Origin of the sequence: Enterobacter sp. SM3, assembly GCF_009811935.2 — a bacterium.
In the GTDB taxonomy this organism is placed as follows: Bacteria; Pseudomonadota; Gammaproteobacteria; order Enterobacterales; family Enterobacteriaceae; genus Enterobacter; species Enterobacter asburiae_D.
This window is the reverse complement of the sequence record NZ_CP099971.1, coordinates 1,369,504-1,384,844: the sequence shown is the minus strand read 5'-3', so window position 1 is coordinate 1,384,844 and position 15,341 is coordinate 1,369,504. Positions and strand designations below refer to the sequence as shown.

The 15,341-nt window shown below is 53.7% G+C and carries 17 protein-coding genes and 5 tRNA genes; 3 read left to right on the top strand and 19 right to left on the bottom strand.

Features of this window, described 5'->3' with window-relative positions; all coding sequences use genetic code 11:
• Window positions 1-88 precede the first annotated feature (88 nt).
• Window positions 89-841 carry a 2,3-diphosphoglycerate-dependent phosphoglycerate mutase gene (gpmA, locus tag GVO84_RS06425; protein ID WP_023310804.1) on the top strand — a complete coding sequence of 251 codons (753 nt, stop codon included), beginning with the start codon at window positions 89-91 and terminating at the stop codon, window positions 839-841.
• Window positions 842-901: 60 nt separating this feature from the next.
• Here gpmA and aroG read toward each other — a convergent pair whose 3' ends face one another.
• Complete coding sequence (gene aroG / locus GVO84_RS06420) at window positions 902-1,954, bottom strand: 3-deoxy-7-phosphoheptulonate synthase AroG (protein ID WP_063143140.1); 1,053 nt, start codon at window positions 1,952-1,954, stop codon at window positions 902-904.
• A 304-nt stretch (window positions 1,955-2,258) separates the two neighbouring features.
• Here aroG and GVO84_RS06415 point away from each other — a divergent pair, with 304 nt between their 5' ends.
• Window positions 2,259-2,639, top strand: a complete 381-nt coding sequence (locus GVO84_RS06415; RefSeq protein WP_032661161.1) for a protein YbgS — start codon at window positions 2,259-2,261, stop codon at window positions 2,637-2,639.
• 105 nt (window positions 2,640-2,744) lie between these two features.
• Window positions 2,745-3,683, top strand: coding sequence for a CDF family zinc transporter ZitB (gene zitB / locus GVO84_RS06410; protein ID WP_159513672.1), 939 nt, complete (start codon window positions 2,745-2,747; stop codon window positions 3,681-3,683).
• Here zitB and pnuC read toward each other — a convergent pair.
• The 18 genes from pnuC to cydA form a co-directional block, all read right to left on the bottom strand.
• Window positions 3,680-4,399, bottom strand: coding sequence for a nicotinamide riboside transporter PnuC (pnuC, locus tag GVO84_RS06405; RefSeq protein ID WP_159513671.1), 720 nt, complete (start codon window positions 4,397-4,399; stop codon window positions 3,680-3,682). The two genes, zitB and pnuC, sit on opposite strands and share 4 nt — an antisense overlap.
• 22 nt (window positions 4,400-4,421) lie before the next feature.
• Entirely contained in the window at window positions 4,422-5,465 is a 1,044-nt protein-coding gene (gene nadA / locus GVO84_RS06400; RefSeq protein ID WP_159513670.1) for a quinolinate synthase NadA, read from the bottom strand.
• A 222-nt stretch (window positions 5,466-5,687) separates the two neighbouring features.
• A tRNA-Lys gene (locus tag GVO84_RS06395) sits at window positions 5,688-5,763 on the bottom strand.
• A gap of 24 nt (window positions 5,764-5,787) precedes the next feature.
• Window positions 5,788-5,863 (bottom strand) — tRNA-Lys (locus tag GVO84_RS06390).
• A 46-nt stretch (window positions 5,864-5,909) separates the two neighbouring features.
• A tRNA-Lys gene (locus GVO84_RS06385) sits at window positions 5,910-5,985 on the bottom strand.
• Window positions 5,986-5,988: 3 nt separating this feature from the next.
• Window positions 5,989-6,064: transfer RNA gene (locus tag GVO84_RS06380), tRNA-Val, on the bottom strand.
• Between the two features lie 26 nt (window positions 6,065-6,090).
• Window positions 6,091-6,166: transfer RNA gene (locus GVO84_RS06375), tRNA-Lys, on the bottom strand.
• A 161-nt stretch (window positions 6,167-6,327) separates the two neighbouring features.
• Window positions 6,328-7,122 carry a cell division protein CpoB gene (cpoB, locus tag GVO84_RS06370; protein WP_047648368.1) on the bottom strand — a complete coding sequence of 265 codons (795 nt, stop codon included), beginning with the start codon at window positions 7,120-7,122 and terminating at the stop codon, window positions 6,328-6,330.
• 9 nt (window positions 7,123-7,131) lie between these two features.
• Window positions 7,132-7,653 carry a peptidoglycan-associated lipoprotein Pal gene (gene pal / locus GVO84_RS06365; RefSeq protein ID WP_003858578.1) on the bottom strand — a complete coding sequence of 174 codons (522 nt, stop codon included), beginning with the start codon at window positions 7,651-7,653 and terminating at the stop codon, window positions 7,132-7,134.
• A 35-nt stretch (window positions 7,654-7,688) separates the two neighbouring features.
• Complete coding sequence (gene tolB, locus GVO84_RS06360) at window positions 7,689-8,981, bottom strand: Tol-Pal system beta propeller repeat protein TolB (protein ID WP_032638931.1); 1,293 nt, start codon at window positions 8,979-8,981, stop codon at window positions 7,689-7,691.
• 134 nt (window positions 8,982-9,115) lie between these two features.
• On the bottom strand, window positions 9,116-10,417 hold the full coding sequence (gene tolA, locus GVO84_RS06355) for a cell envelope integrity protein TolA (RefSeq protein WP_159513669.1): 1,302 nt from the start codon (window positions 10,415-10,417) through the stop codon (window positions 9,116-9,118).
• Window positions 10,418-10,445: 28 nt separating this feature from the next.
• Window positions 10,446-10,874: a colicin uptake protein TolR gene (gene tolR, locus GVO84_RS06350; protein WP_003858589.1), complete on the bottom strand. Its 429-nt coding sequence runs from the start codon at window positions 10,872-10,874 to the stop codon at window positions 10,446-10,448.
• A 3-nt stretch (window positions 10,875-10,877) separates the two neighbouring features.
• Window positions 10,878-11,570, bottom strand: coding sequence for a Tol-Pal system protein TolQ (gene tolQ, locus GVO84_RS06345; protein ID WP_008501101.1), 693 nt, complete (start codon window positions 11,568-11,570; stop codon window positions 10,878-10,880).
• A complete protein-coding gene (ybgC, locus tag GVO84_RS06340; protein WP_003858593.1) occupies window positions 11,567-11,971 on the bottom strand; it encodes a tol-pal system-associated acyl-CoA thioesterase in 405 nt (134 codons plus the stop codon). The genes tolQ and ybgC overlap by 4 nt, the downstream gene beginning before the upstream one ends.
• 148 nt (window positions 11,972-12,119) lie before the next feature.
• Window positions 12,120-12,410: a cyd operon protein YbgE gene (ybgE, locus tag GVO84_RS06335; RefSeq protein ID WP_010428735.1), complete on the bottom strand. Its 291-nt coding sequence runs from the start codon at window positions 12,408-12,410 to the stop codon at window positions 12,120-12,122.
• Window positions 12,410-12,523 (bottom strand): cytochrome bd-I oxidase subunit CydX, encoded by a 114-nt coding sequence (gene cydX, locus GVO84_RS06330; protein ID WP_003858598.1) that lies wholly within the window; start codon window positions 12,521-12,523, stop codon window positions 12,410-12,412. The genes ybgE and cydX overlap by 1 nt, the downstream gene beginning before the upstream one ends.
• A 14-nt stretch (window positions 12,524-12,537) precedes the next feature.
• On the bottom strand, window positions 12,538-13,677 hold the full coding sequence (gene cydB / locus GVO84_RS06325; protein ID WP_023334940.1) for a cytochrome d ubiquinol oxidase subunit II: 1,140 nt from the start codon (window positions 13,675-13,677) through the stop codon (window positions 12,538-12,540).
• Between the two features lie 15 nt (window positions 13,678-13,692).
• A complete protein-coding gene (cydA, locus tag GVO84_RS06320; protein ID WP_032661145.1) occupies window positions 13,693-15,261 on the bottom strand; it encodes a cytochrome ubiquinol oxidase subunit I in 1,569 nt (522 codons plus the stop codon).
• Between the last annotated feature and the right edge of the window lie 80 nt (window positions 15,262-15,341).

The window sequence follows — 15,341 nt, the reverse complement described above, 5'->3', positions numbered from 1 at the left end:
TATGGTTAGGGTTAAGCGTTGCTGGTGGCACCGCCACGGCAATATAATGAGAATTGTTATCATTCTAAAAATGCTTGAGGAGTAAGAGATGGCTATTACTAAGCTGGTCCTGGTGCGTCACGGCGAAAGCCAGTGGAACAACGAAAACCGCTTTACCGGTTGGTACGACGTTGATCTGTCTGAGAAAGGCGTAAGCGAAGCAAAAGCAGCAGGTAAACTGCTGAAGGAAGAAGGCTTCAGCTTTGATTTTGCTTACACCTCTGTGCTGAAACGTGCCATCCACACCCTGTGGAATGTGCTGGACGAACTGGATCAGGCCTGGCTGCCGGTTGAGAAGTCCTGGAAACTGAACGAACGTCACTACGGTGCGCTGCAGGGCCTGAACAAAGCGGAAACCGCTGAGAAATATGGCGACGAGCAGGTTAAACAGTGGCGTCGCGGCTTCGCAATCACCCCACCAGAGCTGACCAAAGATGACGAGCGCTACCCGGGCCACGACCCGCGTTACGCGAAGCTGACCGACGCTGAGCTGCCAACCACCGAGAGCCTGGCGCTGACCATCGACCGCGTTGTGCCTTACTGGAACGAAACCATTCTGCCACGCCTGAAAAGCGGCGAGCGCGTGATCATCGCTGCTCACGGTAACTCCCTGCGCGCGCTGGTGAAATACCTGGACAACATGGGTGAAGACGAAATCCTCGAACTGAACATCCCAACTGGCGTACCGCTGGTGTATGAGTTCGACGAAAACTTCAAACCAATCAAACACTACTATCTGGGTAACGCAGAAGAGATCGCGGCGAAAGCAGCGGCTGTCGCGAACCAGGGTAAAGCGAAGTAATTTTCGCCAGACATAAAAAAAGCGCGGAGCCTTCCGCGCTTTTTTATTTGTGCATTCGAATTAACCGCGACGCGCTTTTACCGCATTCGCCAGCTGACGCAGGATGGTATCGGTATCGTCCCAGCCAATGCAGGCATCGGTCACGCTTTTGCCATACACCAGCGGTTCGCTGCCTTCCAGGTTCTGGTTACCTTCAACCAGATGGCTTTCGATCATCACCCCAATCACCGCCTTCTCACCGCCGGCAATCTGCTGACAGACGTCGGCACCCACTTCCATCTGCTTTTTAAACTGCTTGCTGGAGTTGGCATGGCTGAAATCGATCATCACCTGCGGTGGCAGCCCGGCTTTTTCCAGCCCGACTTTTACCTCTGCAACGTGTTTCGCACTGTAGTTTGGCTCTTTGCCGCCGCGCAGAATGATATGGCAGTCGCCGTTGCCGCTGGTGTTAACGATGGCGGAATGGCCCCATTTGGTCACCGACAGGAAGCAGTGCGGCGCGCCCGCTGCGTTGATGGCATCAATAGCTACCTTCATCGTGCCGTCAGTGCCGTTTTTGAAACCCACCGGGCAAGAGAGACCGGACGCCAGCTCGCGGTGCACCTGAGATTCTGTTGTGCGGGCACCAATTGCGCCCCAGCTCATCAGGTCTGCCAGGTATTGTGGCGTAATCATGTCGAGGAATTCACCGGCCGCTGGCAGGCCGCTGTCGTTGATCTCCAGCAGCAGCTTGCGCGCAATGCGCAGACCGTCGTTGATCTGGAAGCTGTTATCCATGTGCGGATCGTTAATCAGCCCTTTCCAGCCCACGGTGGTGCGCGGTTTTTCAAAATAGACGCGCATGACGATTTCCAGCTCGTCCTTCAGCTCTTCACGCAGAGTGAGTAGACGGGCTGCGTACTCTTTCGCGGCTGCAGGATCGTGAATGGAGCACGGGCCAATCACCACCAGAAGACGATCGTCATTACCTTTCAGGATCTTATGGATCGCTTTACGAGCATGAGAAACCGTGTTTGCGGCATTTTCAGTGGCGGGGAATTTCTCAAGGAGCGCTACAGGAGGTAATAACTCATTGATCTCTTTAATGCGTAAATCGTCGTTCTGATAATTCATTTTCTTTCCAGCTCTGCCATATCTTTAGTAATGAAAGCAATCCTTTCAATCTATCTTGTCGACCAGGAAGTGTAAACACGGTTTTACACTTCACGCAGATAATTCCTGGAATTCGCCTAAAAATCGCCACAAAATAGCGAAAAATGAGATCTAACCTAAGCTTTTTAACTGTAACAACCAATTTTACACGCTTAAACGCGATTCCCTACTGACGAAAGTCCGTAAGGCGGAATCTTTCGCCTCTGAAAAAGATGCACTGTTGGAGAATGTTATCCAGCGTAACGACAAGAACAGGAGCACCATGATGAAAATGACAAAACTGGCAACCCTCTTCCTGACCGCCACACTCACTCTGGCCAGCGGCAGCGTCCTGGCTGCGGAAACGGGCACATCAGACAGCAACGGGGATGCGAATGCGGCTGCGGCAGCAGGCCAGCCCGCCCCTGATGCGAAACAGAATATTGCCCCGAATAATGTCGACAACAGCCAGATCAATACCGGCAACACCAACACCGGCGGCACGATGCTGCATCCCAACGGCAGCGGTTCCGGCACCATGAATCATGACAATATGAGTTCGGATGAGGTTCATAAGAACTCGATGTGTAAGGACGGCAAATGCCCCGATCCAAATGACAAAGTCGGAAACGACGCGAATACTAAAACCGACGGCACAACCCAGTAATGGGTTGTGAACGGGAATAAAAAGGAGAGCTCTGGCTCTCCTTTTTTTTGGAGTAACCTATTAAAAACGCTACACTAAAAACAATAACACATCAGGAAAGCAGACATGGCGCACTCCCATTCCCACTCGTACTCTCCCGGCAACGACAACGCTAAACGACTGATGCTGGCCTTTGGCGTCACGGCAACGTTTATGGTTATCGAGGTCGTTGGCGGCCTGATTTCCGGCTCGCTGGCGCTTCTGGCTGATGCCGGACACATGCTGACCGATGCCGCAGCGCTGCTCTTCGCCCTGCTGGCGGTACAGTTTTCGCGTCGTCCTCCGAATGCGCGCCATACCTTCGGCTGGCTGAGGCTGACAACCCTGGCCGCGTTTGTTAACGCCATTGCGCTGGTGGTCATTACCGTTCTTATCGTCTGGGAGGCCGTACAGCGTTTCAGACACCCGCAGCCTATCGCCGGGGCGACAATGATGGTGATTGCCGTGGCGGGGCTGCTGGCAAATATCCTGGCCTTCTGGATTTTGCACCGCGGCAGCGGGGAAAAGAACCTCAACGTGCGCGCGGCGGCTCTGCATGTTCTGGGGGATTTGCTCGGCTCAGTCGGGGCGATTGTCGCCGCGCTGGTGATCCTCTACACCGGCTGGACGCCTGTCGATCCGATTCTGTCCGTACTGGTGTCGTGTCTGGTCCTGCGCAGCGCCTGGCGGCTGCTGAAGGAGAGCGTGAATGAACTGCTTGAAGGGGCACCGGCATCGATGGATATTGACGAGCTGAAGCGCAACCTGCGCCGTTCAGTCCCGGAAGTACGCAACGTTCATCATGTTCACGTCTGGCTGGTAGGGGAGAAACCGGTCATGACGCTGCACGTCCAGGTGATCCCGCCTCACGACCACGATGCGCTGCTTGAGCGCATCCAGCATTTTCTTGAACATCACTACGAAATTGGCCACGCCACCATCCAGATGGAGTATCAACCCTGTAACGGGCCGGACTGCCACCTTAACGAGGCGCAGTCCGGACATTCAGATCATCACCACCATTAGCTGGAAAGCGCGTGAGAGCCTCGCTCACGCGCGCTGTTAATCCACATCCGGCTGCCGTTCAGCGCGATGAAGGTCAGCAGCAGATATTCCAGCGACATCGCATAGACGCCCTGCAGCGCGAAGATCGCCACGCTAATCACGTTGATGATGACCCACAGCAGCCAGTTCTCAACGTATTTACGGGTCATCAGGATCATCGCCGCAATCGACAGCACCATCATGCAGGAATCCCAGAACGGGAAGGCATCCGGCTGGAGGACAGGCATCGTCACGTTCAGGCCGAAATCGGACATGACCGAGACGGCAACGCGGGTCAGGAACGCAAACACCGGGTTGATATAGACGGTCATTAAGCCAATCGCGACCACACAGGCGACAAGCCAGGCGATGGCTTTCGGCAAGGGCAGCCAGCGGATCTGCAGCTCTGCCTCCTGCTGGCTGTTCTGACGCGACCACGCGTACCAGCCGTAGATATTGGCGGCGAAGAAGAACAGCTGCAAAAGCAGGCTGGCGTACAGCTGGATCTGGAAGAAGATAATCGCAAACAGCGTAACGTTAATCAGCCCGAACGCATAGTTGCTGATCTTCTCCAGGCTGGCTAGCCAGATACAGAGTAACCCCGCCAGCGTGCCAACGGCCTCAATCCATGACAGGTCATAGCCACCTGCACCAATCGGTATATGAACCAGAATGTTCTGCGTGCTAAAAAAATCCATCTTTTCCCCGGGGCGTAGTGAATTAAGTACGTAGTGTAGCCGCAAAATCCAGCATGCGGTTAAGCGGAATTAACGCACCTTCACGCAGAGCCGCATCCACATGGATTTCATGTGCTGCACCGCCTGTCTCGAGCCCTTCGGCAATGGCCTTCAGGCCGTTCATCGCCATCCACGGGCAATGCGCACAGCTGCGACACGTTGCGCCCTCACCCGCCGTTGGCGCTTCAAGGAGCTCTTTCTCCGGCACGGCCTGCTGCATCTTATAGAAGATACCGCGATCGGTCGCCACGATGAGCTGCTTGTGAGGCAACGTCCTGGCCGCGTTGATAAGCTGGCTGGTTGAGCCCACGGCATCCGCCATGTCGACTATCGACTGCGGTGATTCCGGGTGAACAAGGATCGCGGCGCCAGGATAAAGTGCCTTCATGCGCGCCAGCGCCTGGGTTTTGAATTCGTCGTGCACAATGCAGGCGCCCTGCCAGCAGAGAACGTCAGCCCCCGTCTGCTTCTGGACATAATTTCCAAGATGACGGTCAGGCGCCCAGATAATCTTCTCTCCCAGGCTGTCCAGATGTTCAATCAGCTCAACGGCGATGCTCGACGTGACTACCCAGTCTGCCCGCGCTTTTACCGCCGCAGAGGTATTGGCGTAAACCACCACGGTGCGGTCAGGGTGGGCATCACAGAAGGCCGTGAATTCGTCAATCGGGCAGCCGAGATCCAGCGAACACTCCGCGTTAAGCGTGGGCATCAGAATGGTTTTTTCAGGGCTCAGGATCTTTGCCGTTTCCCCCATAAAACGCACGCCGGCAACCAGCAGCGTGGAAGCGGGATGTCTTGCACCGAAGCGTGCCATCTCCAGTGAGTCAGAGATACAGCCCCCGGTCTCTTCCGCCAGCTGCTGAATTTCCGGGTCGGTGTAGTAATGGGCCACCATCACCGCATCTCGTTCTTTGAGAAGACGTTTGATCTTCTCGCGATAGAATTGCTTTTCATCCAGGCTTAGCGGGACAGGCTTGGGCGGAAACGGATAGATTGCAGCTTCAGGATCAAACATCACACTCATTATGGCTTCTCGTTTTACGGGCTTAACAATATTGCCTTTCTTTTGCATGACATAGCAAAACGCGTGGCAATTGTGTTTTGTATACTAAACAAGATAGCGAATATGAGCGGAAAAGTCACCGGAAATAGGTGCGGATAGCATTTGTTGGGTGGCGGCTTCGCCTTACCCGACCTACAAAAACTGCAGATAGCAAAAAGGCGCCTTTAGGGCGCCTTTCTACACTGGTGGGTCGTGCAGGATTCGAACCTGCGACCAATTGATTAAAAGTCAACTGCTCTACCAACTGAGCTAACGACCCCTTGCGGGATTTTTTTCTTCGAAGTGGTGGGTCGTGCAGGATTCGAACCTGCGACCAATTGATTAAAAGTCAACTGCTCTACCAACTGAGCTAACGACCCATTCGGGTGCTGACTTCGAAGATTTTTACTCGGTACCACCGGAGAGTGGTGGGTCGTGCAGGATTCGAACCTGCGACCAATTGATTAAAAGTCAACTGCTCTACCAACTGAGCTAACGACCCGAGTGGTGGGTGATGACGGGCTCGAACCGCCGACCCCCTCCGTGTAAAGGAGATGCTCTACCAACTGAGCTAATCACCCACTCTGTACTACCGGTATGCGTTAAGTGGTGGGTCGTGCAGGATTCGAACCTGCGACCAATTGATTAAAAGTCAACTGCTCTACCAACTGAGCTAACGACCCACTTTTACGCTGTTTTCACGTTGTTTGATATCCCGTGGCAACGGCGGCATATATTACTGATTTAAGAATTCAGCGCAACAAAAATTTCGATGAAGATCACTTAACTGCTTACGAATCATGCTGCACGACCAGAAATAACGCGATTTCTGGTCATGCGGTAATCATCCCATCGAATTCAGACGTTTTTGCGCCTGCTTAGCACCTTCGGTACCCGGGAATTTAGAGACCACCTGCTGATAAACCGCTTTGGCTTTCGCAGTGTCGCCTTTGTCCTGCATGATGACGCCCACTTTGTACATCGCATCAGGTGCTTTTGGCGATTTCGGGTAATTTTTTACCACGGAGGCAAAATAAAACGCCGCATCGTCCTTTTTACCCTTGTTGTAATTCAGCTGACCGAGCCAGTAATTCGCATTTGGCTGATAAGTAGAATCAGGGTATTTCTTAACAAAGTTCTGAAACGCAGCAAGCGCGTCATCCTGACGAGATTGATCCTGCACCAGGGCAATGGCCGCGTTGTAGTCCGTATTCGCGTCACCGCTCTGTACAGGCGCACCTGTTGAAGCAGAAGCATCCGCAGCCGGAGCTGATGTCGCCGCCCCGCTCTGATCGCCCGCGGCTGGCTGTGCTTGTGCTGCTGCACCACCGCTGCTCAGGCTATCTATCTGCAACAAGATTTGCTTCTGACGTTCCACAACCTGGTTAAGCTGATACTGGCTTTCCTGAATCTGGCCGCGGAGAGAGTCAATATCATTCTGGTTATCGGAGAGCTGTTGCTGGAGTTGGGTTAAAAGCTGGCTGTGAGCGTTAGAAATACGCTCGAGTTGAGTGACCCGGTCTTCTACCGAGCCTGAGCCGACACTACTGATTGGTGCCTGAGCAAAAGCGGCCCAGGGGGCCGCTATTCCAACCAGTAACGACAGACTCAACAGATGATGTCTGAAGTTACTGCTCATGCAATTCTCTTAGTAAACCAGTACGGCACGACGGTTTTTGGAGTAAGCCGCTTCGTCGTGACCCAGTACTGCAGGTTTTTCTTTACCGTAAGAAACGATGGAGATCTGGTCAGCAGAAACGCCTTTACCCTGCAGGTACATTTTAACAGCGTTAGCACGACGTTCACCCAGGGAGATGTTGTACTCTGGAGTACCACGTTCGTCCGCGTGACCTTCTACGGTGACTTTGTAAGATGGGTTGCTACGCAGGAAGTTAGCGTGCGCATCCAGCATCGCAGCGAAGTCAGAACGGATGTCGTATTTATCCAGATCGAAGTAAACGATGTTGTTCTGCTGCAGCTGCTGCATCTGAAGACGCGCTTGCTCTTCAGAAGACATGTTGCCATTGCCGTTCGCGTCCATACCGGTGCCGGCACCCATCATGCCTTCGCCGCTCTGGTCATTGCTTGCGTTCTTGTTAGAAGAACACGCTGCGATTGCCATTACAGGCAGAGCGATCATCAGCCCCTTCAGCACTTTGTTCAGTTGCATTTCTATGATTCCTTTAGTAATCAATTAATTATTATTTACAGATACGGCGACCAGGCAGGTGATTTTACCTGTCCATCAGTTGCCGGAATACGCGCTTTGAAACGCCCATCTGTAGAAACCAGATTCAGCACAGATCCCATCCCCTGAGAAGAGCTGTAGATTACCATAGTGCCGTTAGGTGCCAGACTTGGCGTTTCATCCAGGAACGTTGACGACAGAACTTGCACGCCACCCGCTACCAGATCTTGTTTGGCAATGTGCTGCTGCCCACCGTTCGAGCTGACCATTACCATAAATTTACCGTCGGTGCTCACGTCTGCGTTCTGGTTCTGCGAACCTTCCCAGGTAATACGCTGCGGAGCCCCGCCGTTGATGTTGACTTTATAGATTTGTGGACGGCCAGCCTGGTCAGAGGTAAACGCCAGGTTTTGACTGTCCGGGAACCATGAAGGTTCGGTGTTGTTGCTGCGACCGTCGGTCACCTGACGGATCTGGCCAGAGCCAATGTCCATCACGTACAGGTTCAGGCTACCGGTTTTTGACAGCGCAAAGGCCAGTTTAGACCCGTCCGGAGAGAACGAAGGCGCACCGTTGTGACGTGGGAAAGAGGCAACCTGACGAACAGCACCGTTTGCCAGCGTCTGGATAACAAGCGCTGAACGGCCGCTTTCGAAGGTCACATAGGCCAGTTTAGAACCGTCCGGAGACCAGGCTGGAGACATCAGCGGCTGTGAAGAACGTTTCACCAGAAACTGGTTGTAGCCGTCGTAGTCAGATACGCGCAGCTCATACGGGAACTGACCACCGTTGGTCTGCACCACATAAGCAATACGGGTACGGAACGCCCCTTTAATGCCGGTCAGTTTTTCAAATACCGCATCGCTGGCAGCGTGTGCCGCGTAGCGCAGGTACTGCTTAGTGACCTTGTAAGAGTTCTGTGCCAGAACGGTACCCGGTGCACCGCCGGTATCCACCAGCTGCCAGGCCACGTTGTAGGAGCCGTCCGGGTTAGGCGTAACCTGACCCACAACCACGGCATCAATACCCAGTGCAGACCATGCAGCAGGCTGTACTTCCTGCGCGCTACCCGGCTGCTGAGGCAGACGAGAACGATCTAACGGGTTGAATTTACCGCTGTTACGCAGGTCAGCCGCCACGATGCCACCGGCATCTTCAGGTGCAGCGCCAGGACCGGCCCACTGGAACGGAACAACACCGATTGGGCGTGCCGAGTCCACCCCCTGGGTGATCTCGATACGTACTTCTGCGTGCAGTACTGCTGCCCACAGCATTAAAAAACCAAATGCTACACGTAATGCCTGCTTCATCATATCTCCCTTATCCGGGTAACCTTACCCACGATAATTTAGCAGAATGTTAACAAACTCAAATAGACAAAACTACCAGAACCCTGTGACTAAACCTGGTCTATTTTTCCCCGTTTGCACGGGGAAAATGTAACTTAAGGTTTGAAGTCCAGCGGCGCATTTTTAAAGACTTCGTAAACGGCCTGAGACGGCGGTTTAGGCATCTTCGCCTGACGCGCTGCAGCCAGGGCCGCAGTACATAAAGCCGGGTCGCCACCTTCAGACTTAATATCCAGCAGCATGCCGTCCGGAGCCAGTTTTATACGCAACGTACACGTTTTACCGGTATAGGAAGACGCATCATAGAATCGGCTTTCAATAGCGGATTTAATCTGCGCGGCATAACCGTTGATTTCAGCCCCGCTCGCACCGTTACTCTTAGTGTTACCACTTCCGGTCGGCGCTGCGTTGTTTCCTTTCGCCCCACCGCCCGCTTTCGGTGCATTCTTACCGGAGCTCAAATCGCCCAGCAGATCGTCAACCCCTGCGGCAGCAGCAGCTTTTTCAGCGGCGGCAGCCTTCTTCGCAGCGGCTTTTTCAGCTGCTGCTTTCTTATCGGCAGCGGCCTTCTCAGCTGCAGCTTTTTTATCAGCAGCGGCTTTTTCTGCGGCGGCTGCTTTTTCTGCTGCCGCTTTCTCAGCAGCAGCCGCTTTCTTAGCGGCCTCGGCAGCAGCTTTCTTCTCTGCGTCCTGAGCGGCTTTCTTCGCGGCTTCGGCTTCCGCTTTCTTCTGAGCATCAGCAGCGGCTTTCTTCGCAGCTTCCGCTTCGGCTTTCTTCTGAGCATCGGCAGCGGCTTTCTTCGCCGCTTCCGCTTCAGCTTTCTTCTGGGCATCAGCCGCGGCTTTCTTCGCCGCTTCTGCTTCAGCTTTCTTCTGAGCATCTGCAGCGGCTTTCTTCGCCGCTTCTGCCGCTAATTTTGCCTGGGCATCAGCCTGTGCTTTCGCGTCCGCTGCGGCTTTTGCTGCCGCCTCTTCCGCCTGCTTTTGCTGTTCCTGGGCTTTCTTCGCGGCCTCTTCGGCTTGTTTCTGCTGCTCCGCCTGCTCTTTCGCAGCTTCCTGCGCCTGCAAACGTTCTTTCTCAAGCTGCTTCAGACGCTCCTGCTCTGCGGCCTGCTTTTCACGCAGTTCTTCCGCCTGCTGTTGCGACTGTTTTTCGCGCTGCTCTTCAGCCCGTTTGGCACTCGCCTTCTGCTGTTGCTCGCGATTATAGTTCTGTACTACCGCACCGGGATCCACCATCACGGCGTCAATGGAAGACCCTCCACCGCCGCCGGCTGATGCATCAATATGCTCGTCGAACGAACTCCAGATCAGCGCTGCAAAGAGAATAACGTGCAGCACTGCGGAGACGATTATCGCTCGCTTAAGCTTGTCGTTCTGTTCGGTTGCCTTTGACACTATCGGTTCCCAAAAACTACGCGGATGATCAAATAGGTTGGGTCATTAAGCCAACTGACTTAACACCCGCACTATGTAGCAAGTTCAGCGCTTTAATAATTTCATCGTAGGGTACGTCTTTCGCGCCACCGATTAAGAAGACCGTTTTCGGATTTGACTCCAGGCGACGCTGCGCTTCAGCAATCACCTGCTCAGGCGGCAGCTGATCCATACGATCTTTCTCGACCACGACGCTGTATTGCCCTACGCCGGAAACCTCAATGATAACCGGAGGATCGTCATTGGTGCTCACCGCCTGTGATTCTGTCGCATCCGGCAGATCCACTTCCACGCTCTGGGTAATGATTGGCGCTGTCGCCATAAAGATCAGCAGCAGTACCAGCAGGACGTCCAGCAGTGGAACGATATTGATTTCGGACTTGAGCTCGCGACGACCTCGTCCACGCGATCTGGCCATGGTTTACCCCTTGTTGCTCTCGGTGCTGGTAAACGCCTGACGGTGCAGAATCGCAGTGAACTCTTCCATAAAGTTGTCGTAGTTCAGTTCCAGTTTGTTCACGCGCTGGTTCAGACGGTTGTAAGCCATAACCGCCGGAATTGCCGCAAACAGACCGATAGCGGTCGCAATCAGTGCTTCAGCGATACCCGGTGCAACCATCTGCAACGTCGCCTGCTTCACCGCGCCCAGCGCGATAAAGGCGTGCATGATCCCCCACACGGTACCAAACAGGCCGATATACGGGCTGATGGAACCGACAGTGCCGAGGAATGGAATATGCGTTTCGAGATTTTCCAGCTCGCGGTTCATAGAGATGCGCATCGCACGCGAGGCACCTTCCACCACCGCTTCCGGCGCATGATTGTTTGCACGATGCAGACGGGCAAACTCTTTGAAACCGCTATAAAAAATTTGCTCGGAGCCTGTAAGGTTTTCACGGCGCCCCTGGCTTTCCTGATACAGACGAGAAAGCTCAATACCCGACCAGAACTTATCTTCAAAGGCTTCGGCTTCACGGCCAGCGGCATTGAGGATACGCGTTCTCTGGATGATGATGGCCCAGGATGCGATTGAAAAACCAATCAAAATCAACATGATAAGTTTAACCAGAAGGCTTGCCTTCAGGAACAAATCAAGGATATTCATGTCAGTCACTGCTTAAACTCCGCGACAATAGACTTAGGAAGCGCACGAGGCTTCATTATGGTTGGATCAACACAAACAATCAGTACTTCAGCTGAGTTCAGTACGGTATTCTCTGCGTTGACTATCCGCTGCGTGAAAACCAGTGAGGTTCCGCGCATTGATGTAATTTCAGTTTGGACTTCGAGCATATCGTCGAGTCTGGCAGGCGCAAAATACTCAAGCGTCATCTTGCGAACCACGAAGGCAACTCGCTCAGCCAACAGTACCTGTTGACTAAAGTGATGATGGCGCAGCATCTCTGTGCGTGCCCGTTCATAAAAAGCAACGTAGCTGGCGTGGTAAACCACACCACCGGCATCGGTATCTTCGTAATAGACACGAACCGGCCATCGAAACAGCGTTGTATTCACTTTACATCCCGGTAATGCAACAAAAGTTAATGCTTTTAAACTTCGCTACTATACGCGCGGGAAAGAGGGTTGGGAATGGGAGAAAGTAAACGGAGAGTAAATTTTTATGGGCTTGGGTAAGCCCATAACGTTAACGGACATTTCTTATTCAGAAGAAGAAGAAAATCAAACCGGCGAGAAGCACCAGATCGGCAATCAGCGGGCAAAAAATTCCCTGCCAGTGAACGGCTTTCGGACGAAAGCCCACGCCGTGGATCACACCTGCACACACCGCCCACATAATGAGGAAGCCGTGCCAGATTTCAAGCTCGCTGGTTTTCGCTGCAAAGCGCGAAGGGTCCCAGAAGATACAACCTGCCAGCAGTAATGCCATCACTAAAGAAAGCGCCCGTAACGGGCGCTTGTCCATTACCGCATATAACGTTGCGATAATATTCATTAGTGTTTTTCTTCACCCGCTTTGGTCGCTTCGACGTGCTCAAGCGCCAGGGCAGTGATGACACCAAATGCACAGGCAAGAAGCGTCCCTAAAATCCATGCGAAATACCACATATTCAGCTCCTTACTTAGTACATAGAGTGGGTGTTGCTTTCGATATGTTCTTTCGTGATGCGACCGAACATTTTCCAGTAACACCAGATGGTGTAGGCCAGAACAATCGGAACGAACACGCAAGCAACATACGTCATCAGGTTCAGCGTCATATGGCTGGACGTTGCATCCCACATGGTCAGGCTAGCATTCAGCATGGTGCTGGATGGCATGACGAATGGGAACATCGCAATACCCGATGTCAGGATGATGCACGCCAGGGTCAGTGATGAGAATACGAACGCCAGAGCGCCTTTCTCCAGACGAGACGTCAACACGGTCAGCAGCGGCAGCAATACGCCCAGAGCCGGGATAGCCCACAGCGCAGGGGTATTGTTAAAGTTCACCAGCCATGCCCCTGCCTGACGCGCCACTTCTTTGGTCAGCGGGTTAGACGGGGCCGTATGGTTAATCGCAGACGTCACCACGTAGCCATCAATGCCGTACACCACCCACACACCGGCCAGCGCGAAGCAGACCAGCGTCACCAGTGCCGCAACCTGAGCAGTAGCACGGGAACGCAGGTGCAGTTCACCAACCGTACGCATCTGCAGGTAGGTTGCGCCCTGAGTGATGATCATCGCCACGCTCACCACGCCTGCCAGCAGACCAAACGGATTCAGCAGCTGGAAGAAGTTACCGGTGTAGTAAAGACGCATGTATTCGTCCAGGTGGAACGGTACGCCCTGCAGCAGGTTACCGAACGCCACGCCGATCACGAGCGGTGGAACGAAGCTACCGATGAAGATGCCCCAGTCCCACATGTTGCGCCAGCGGGTGTCTTCAATCTTAGAACGGTAGTCGAAACCGACCGGACGGAAGAATAAAGAGGCCAGCACCAGAATCATCGCCACGTAGAAACCGGAGAACGCAGCCGCGTAGACCATCGGCCAGGCAGCGAACAGCGCGCCGCCTGCGGTGATCAGCCACACCTGGTTACCGTCCCAGTGAGGGGCGATGGAGTTGATCATGATTCGACGCTCGGTGTCATTACGACCGAGGAAACGGGTGAGCATCCCCACCCCCATGTCGAAACCATCCGTGACGGCGAAACCGATCAGCAGAACGCCGATCAACAGCCACCAGATAAAACGCAATACTTCATAATCGATCATTTGATGACTCCTGTCTTAGCGTGCCGGCTGAGTAGTCGCGGTGGACTGCTCGTAGTGATAGCGACCGGTTTTCAGGCTGCTTGGGCCAAGGCGCGCGAACTTGAACATCAGGAACAGTTCAGCCACCAGGAACAGGGTGTACAGACCACAAATCAGCAGCATGGAGAAGATCAGGTCGCCCGCTGTCAGGGAAGAGTTCGCTACCGCCGTTGGCAGTACCTCACCAATCGCCCATGGCTGACGGCCATACTCCGCAACAAACCAGCCGGATTCGATCGCGATCCACGGCAGTGGAATACCGTACAGCGCGGTGCGCAGCAGCCATTTTTTCTCGCCGATGCGGTTGCGAATCACGGACCAGAAGGACGCCGCAATAATCAGCAGCATGATGATGCCGCAGCCCACCATGATACGGAATGCGAAGTACAGTGGCGCAACGCGTGGAATCGAGTCTTTGGTTGCCATCTGGATCTGTGCTTCTGTCGCATCAGAAACGTTCGGGGTATAGCGTTTCAGGAGCAGACCGTAACCCAGATCTTTCTTCACGTTGTTGAACTGGTCGCGAACGGCCTGGTCGGTAGAACCGGCACGCAGCTGTTCCAGCAGCGAGTAGGCTTTCATACCGTTACGGATACGCTCTTCGTGCTGAACCATCAGCTCTTTCAGACCGGTCACCTGCTTATCAACAGAACGGGTGGCGATGATACCCAGCGCGTAAGGGATCTGAATAGCGAAGCGGTTTTCCTGCGCGTCCTGATCGGGAATACCGAACAGCGTAAAGGCAGCAGGCGCCGGTTGGGTTTCCCATTCGGCTTCGATGGCGGCCAGCTTGGTTTTCTGCACGTCACCCATTTCGTAACCGGATTCATCACCCAGAACGATAACAGAGAGGATTGCAGCCATACCGAAGCTTGCAGCGATAGCAAAGGAGCGCTTAGCAAACGCGAAATCACGACCGCGCAGCATGTAGTAAGAACTGATACCCAGGATAAACATCGCGCCGCACACATAGCCAGAAGCGACGGTGTGAACGAATTTAACCTGCGCAACCGGGTTCAGGACCAGCTCGGCAAAGCTGACCATCTCCATACGCATGGTTTCGAAGTTGAAATCAGACGCGATAGGGTTCTGCATCCAGCCGTTCGCCACCAGGATCCACAGCGCGGACAGGTTCGAACCTAATGCCACCAGCCAGGTCACCGCCATATGCTGGACTTTACCCAGACGGTCCCAACCGAAGAAGAACAGACCTACAAAGGTGGATTCGAGGAAGAATGCCATCAGACCTTCAATGGCCAGCGGCGCACCGAAGATATCCCCTACATAGTGGGAATAGTAAGACCAGTTAGTCCCGAACTGGAACTCCATGGTCAAACCGGTTGCCACGCCCAGTGCGAAGTTGATACCAAACAACTTGCCCCAGAACTTGGTCATATCTTTATAAATCTGTTTGCCGGAGAGAACGTATACCGTTTCCATAATGGCCAGCAGGAACGCCATACCGAGCGTCAGTGGCACAAACAGGAAGTGGTACATCGCGGTCAAGGCAAACTGTAAGCGCGACAGTTCGACTATATCTAACATCATGACTCCTTGCTCATCGCATGAAGACTCCGAGAGTGAACCCCGTCAGAGAGAGATCCACACGCATGCCCCAATACAAA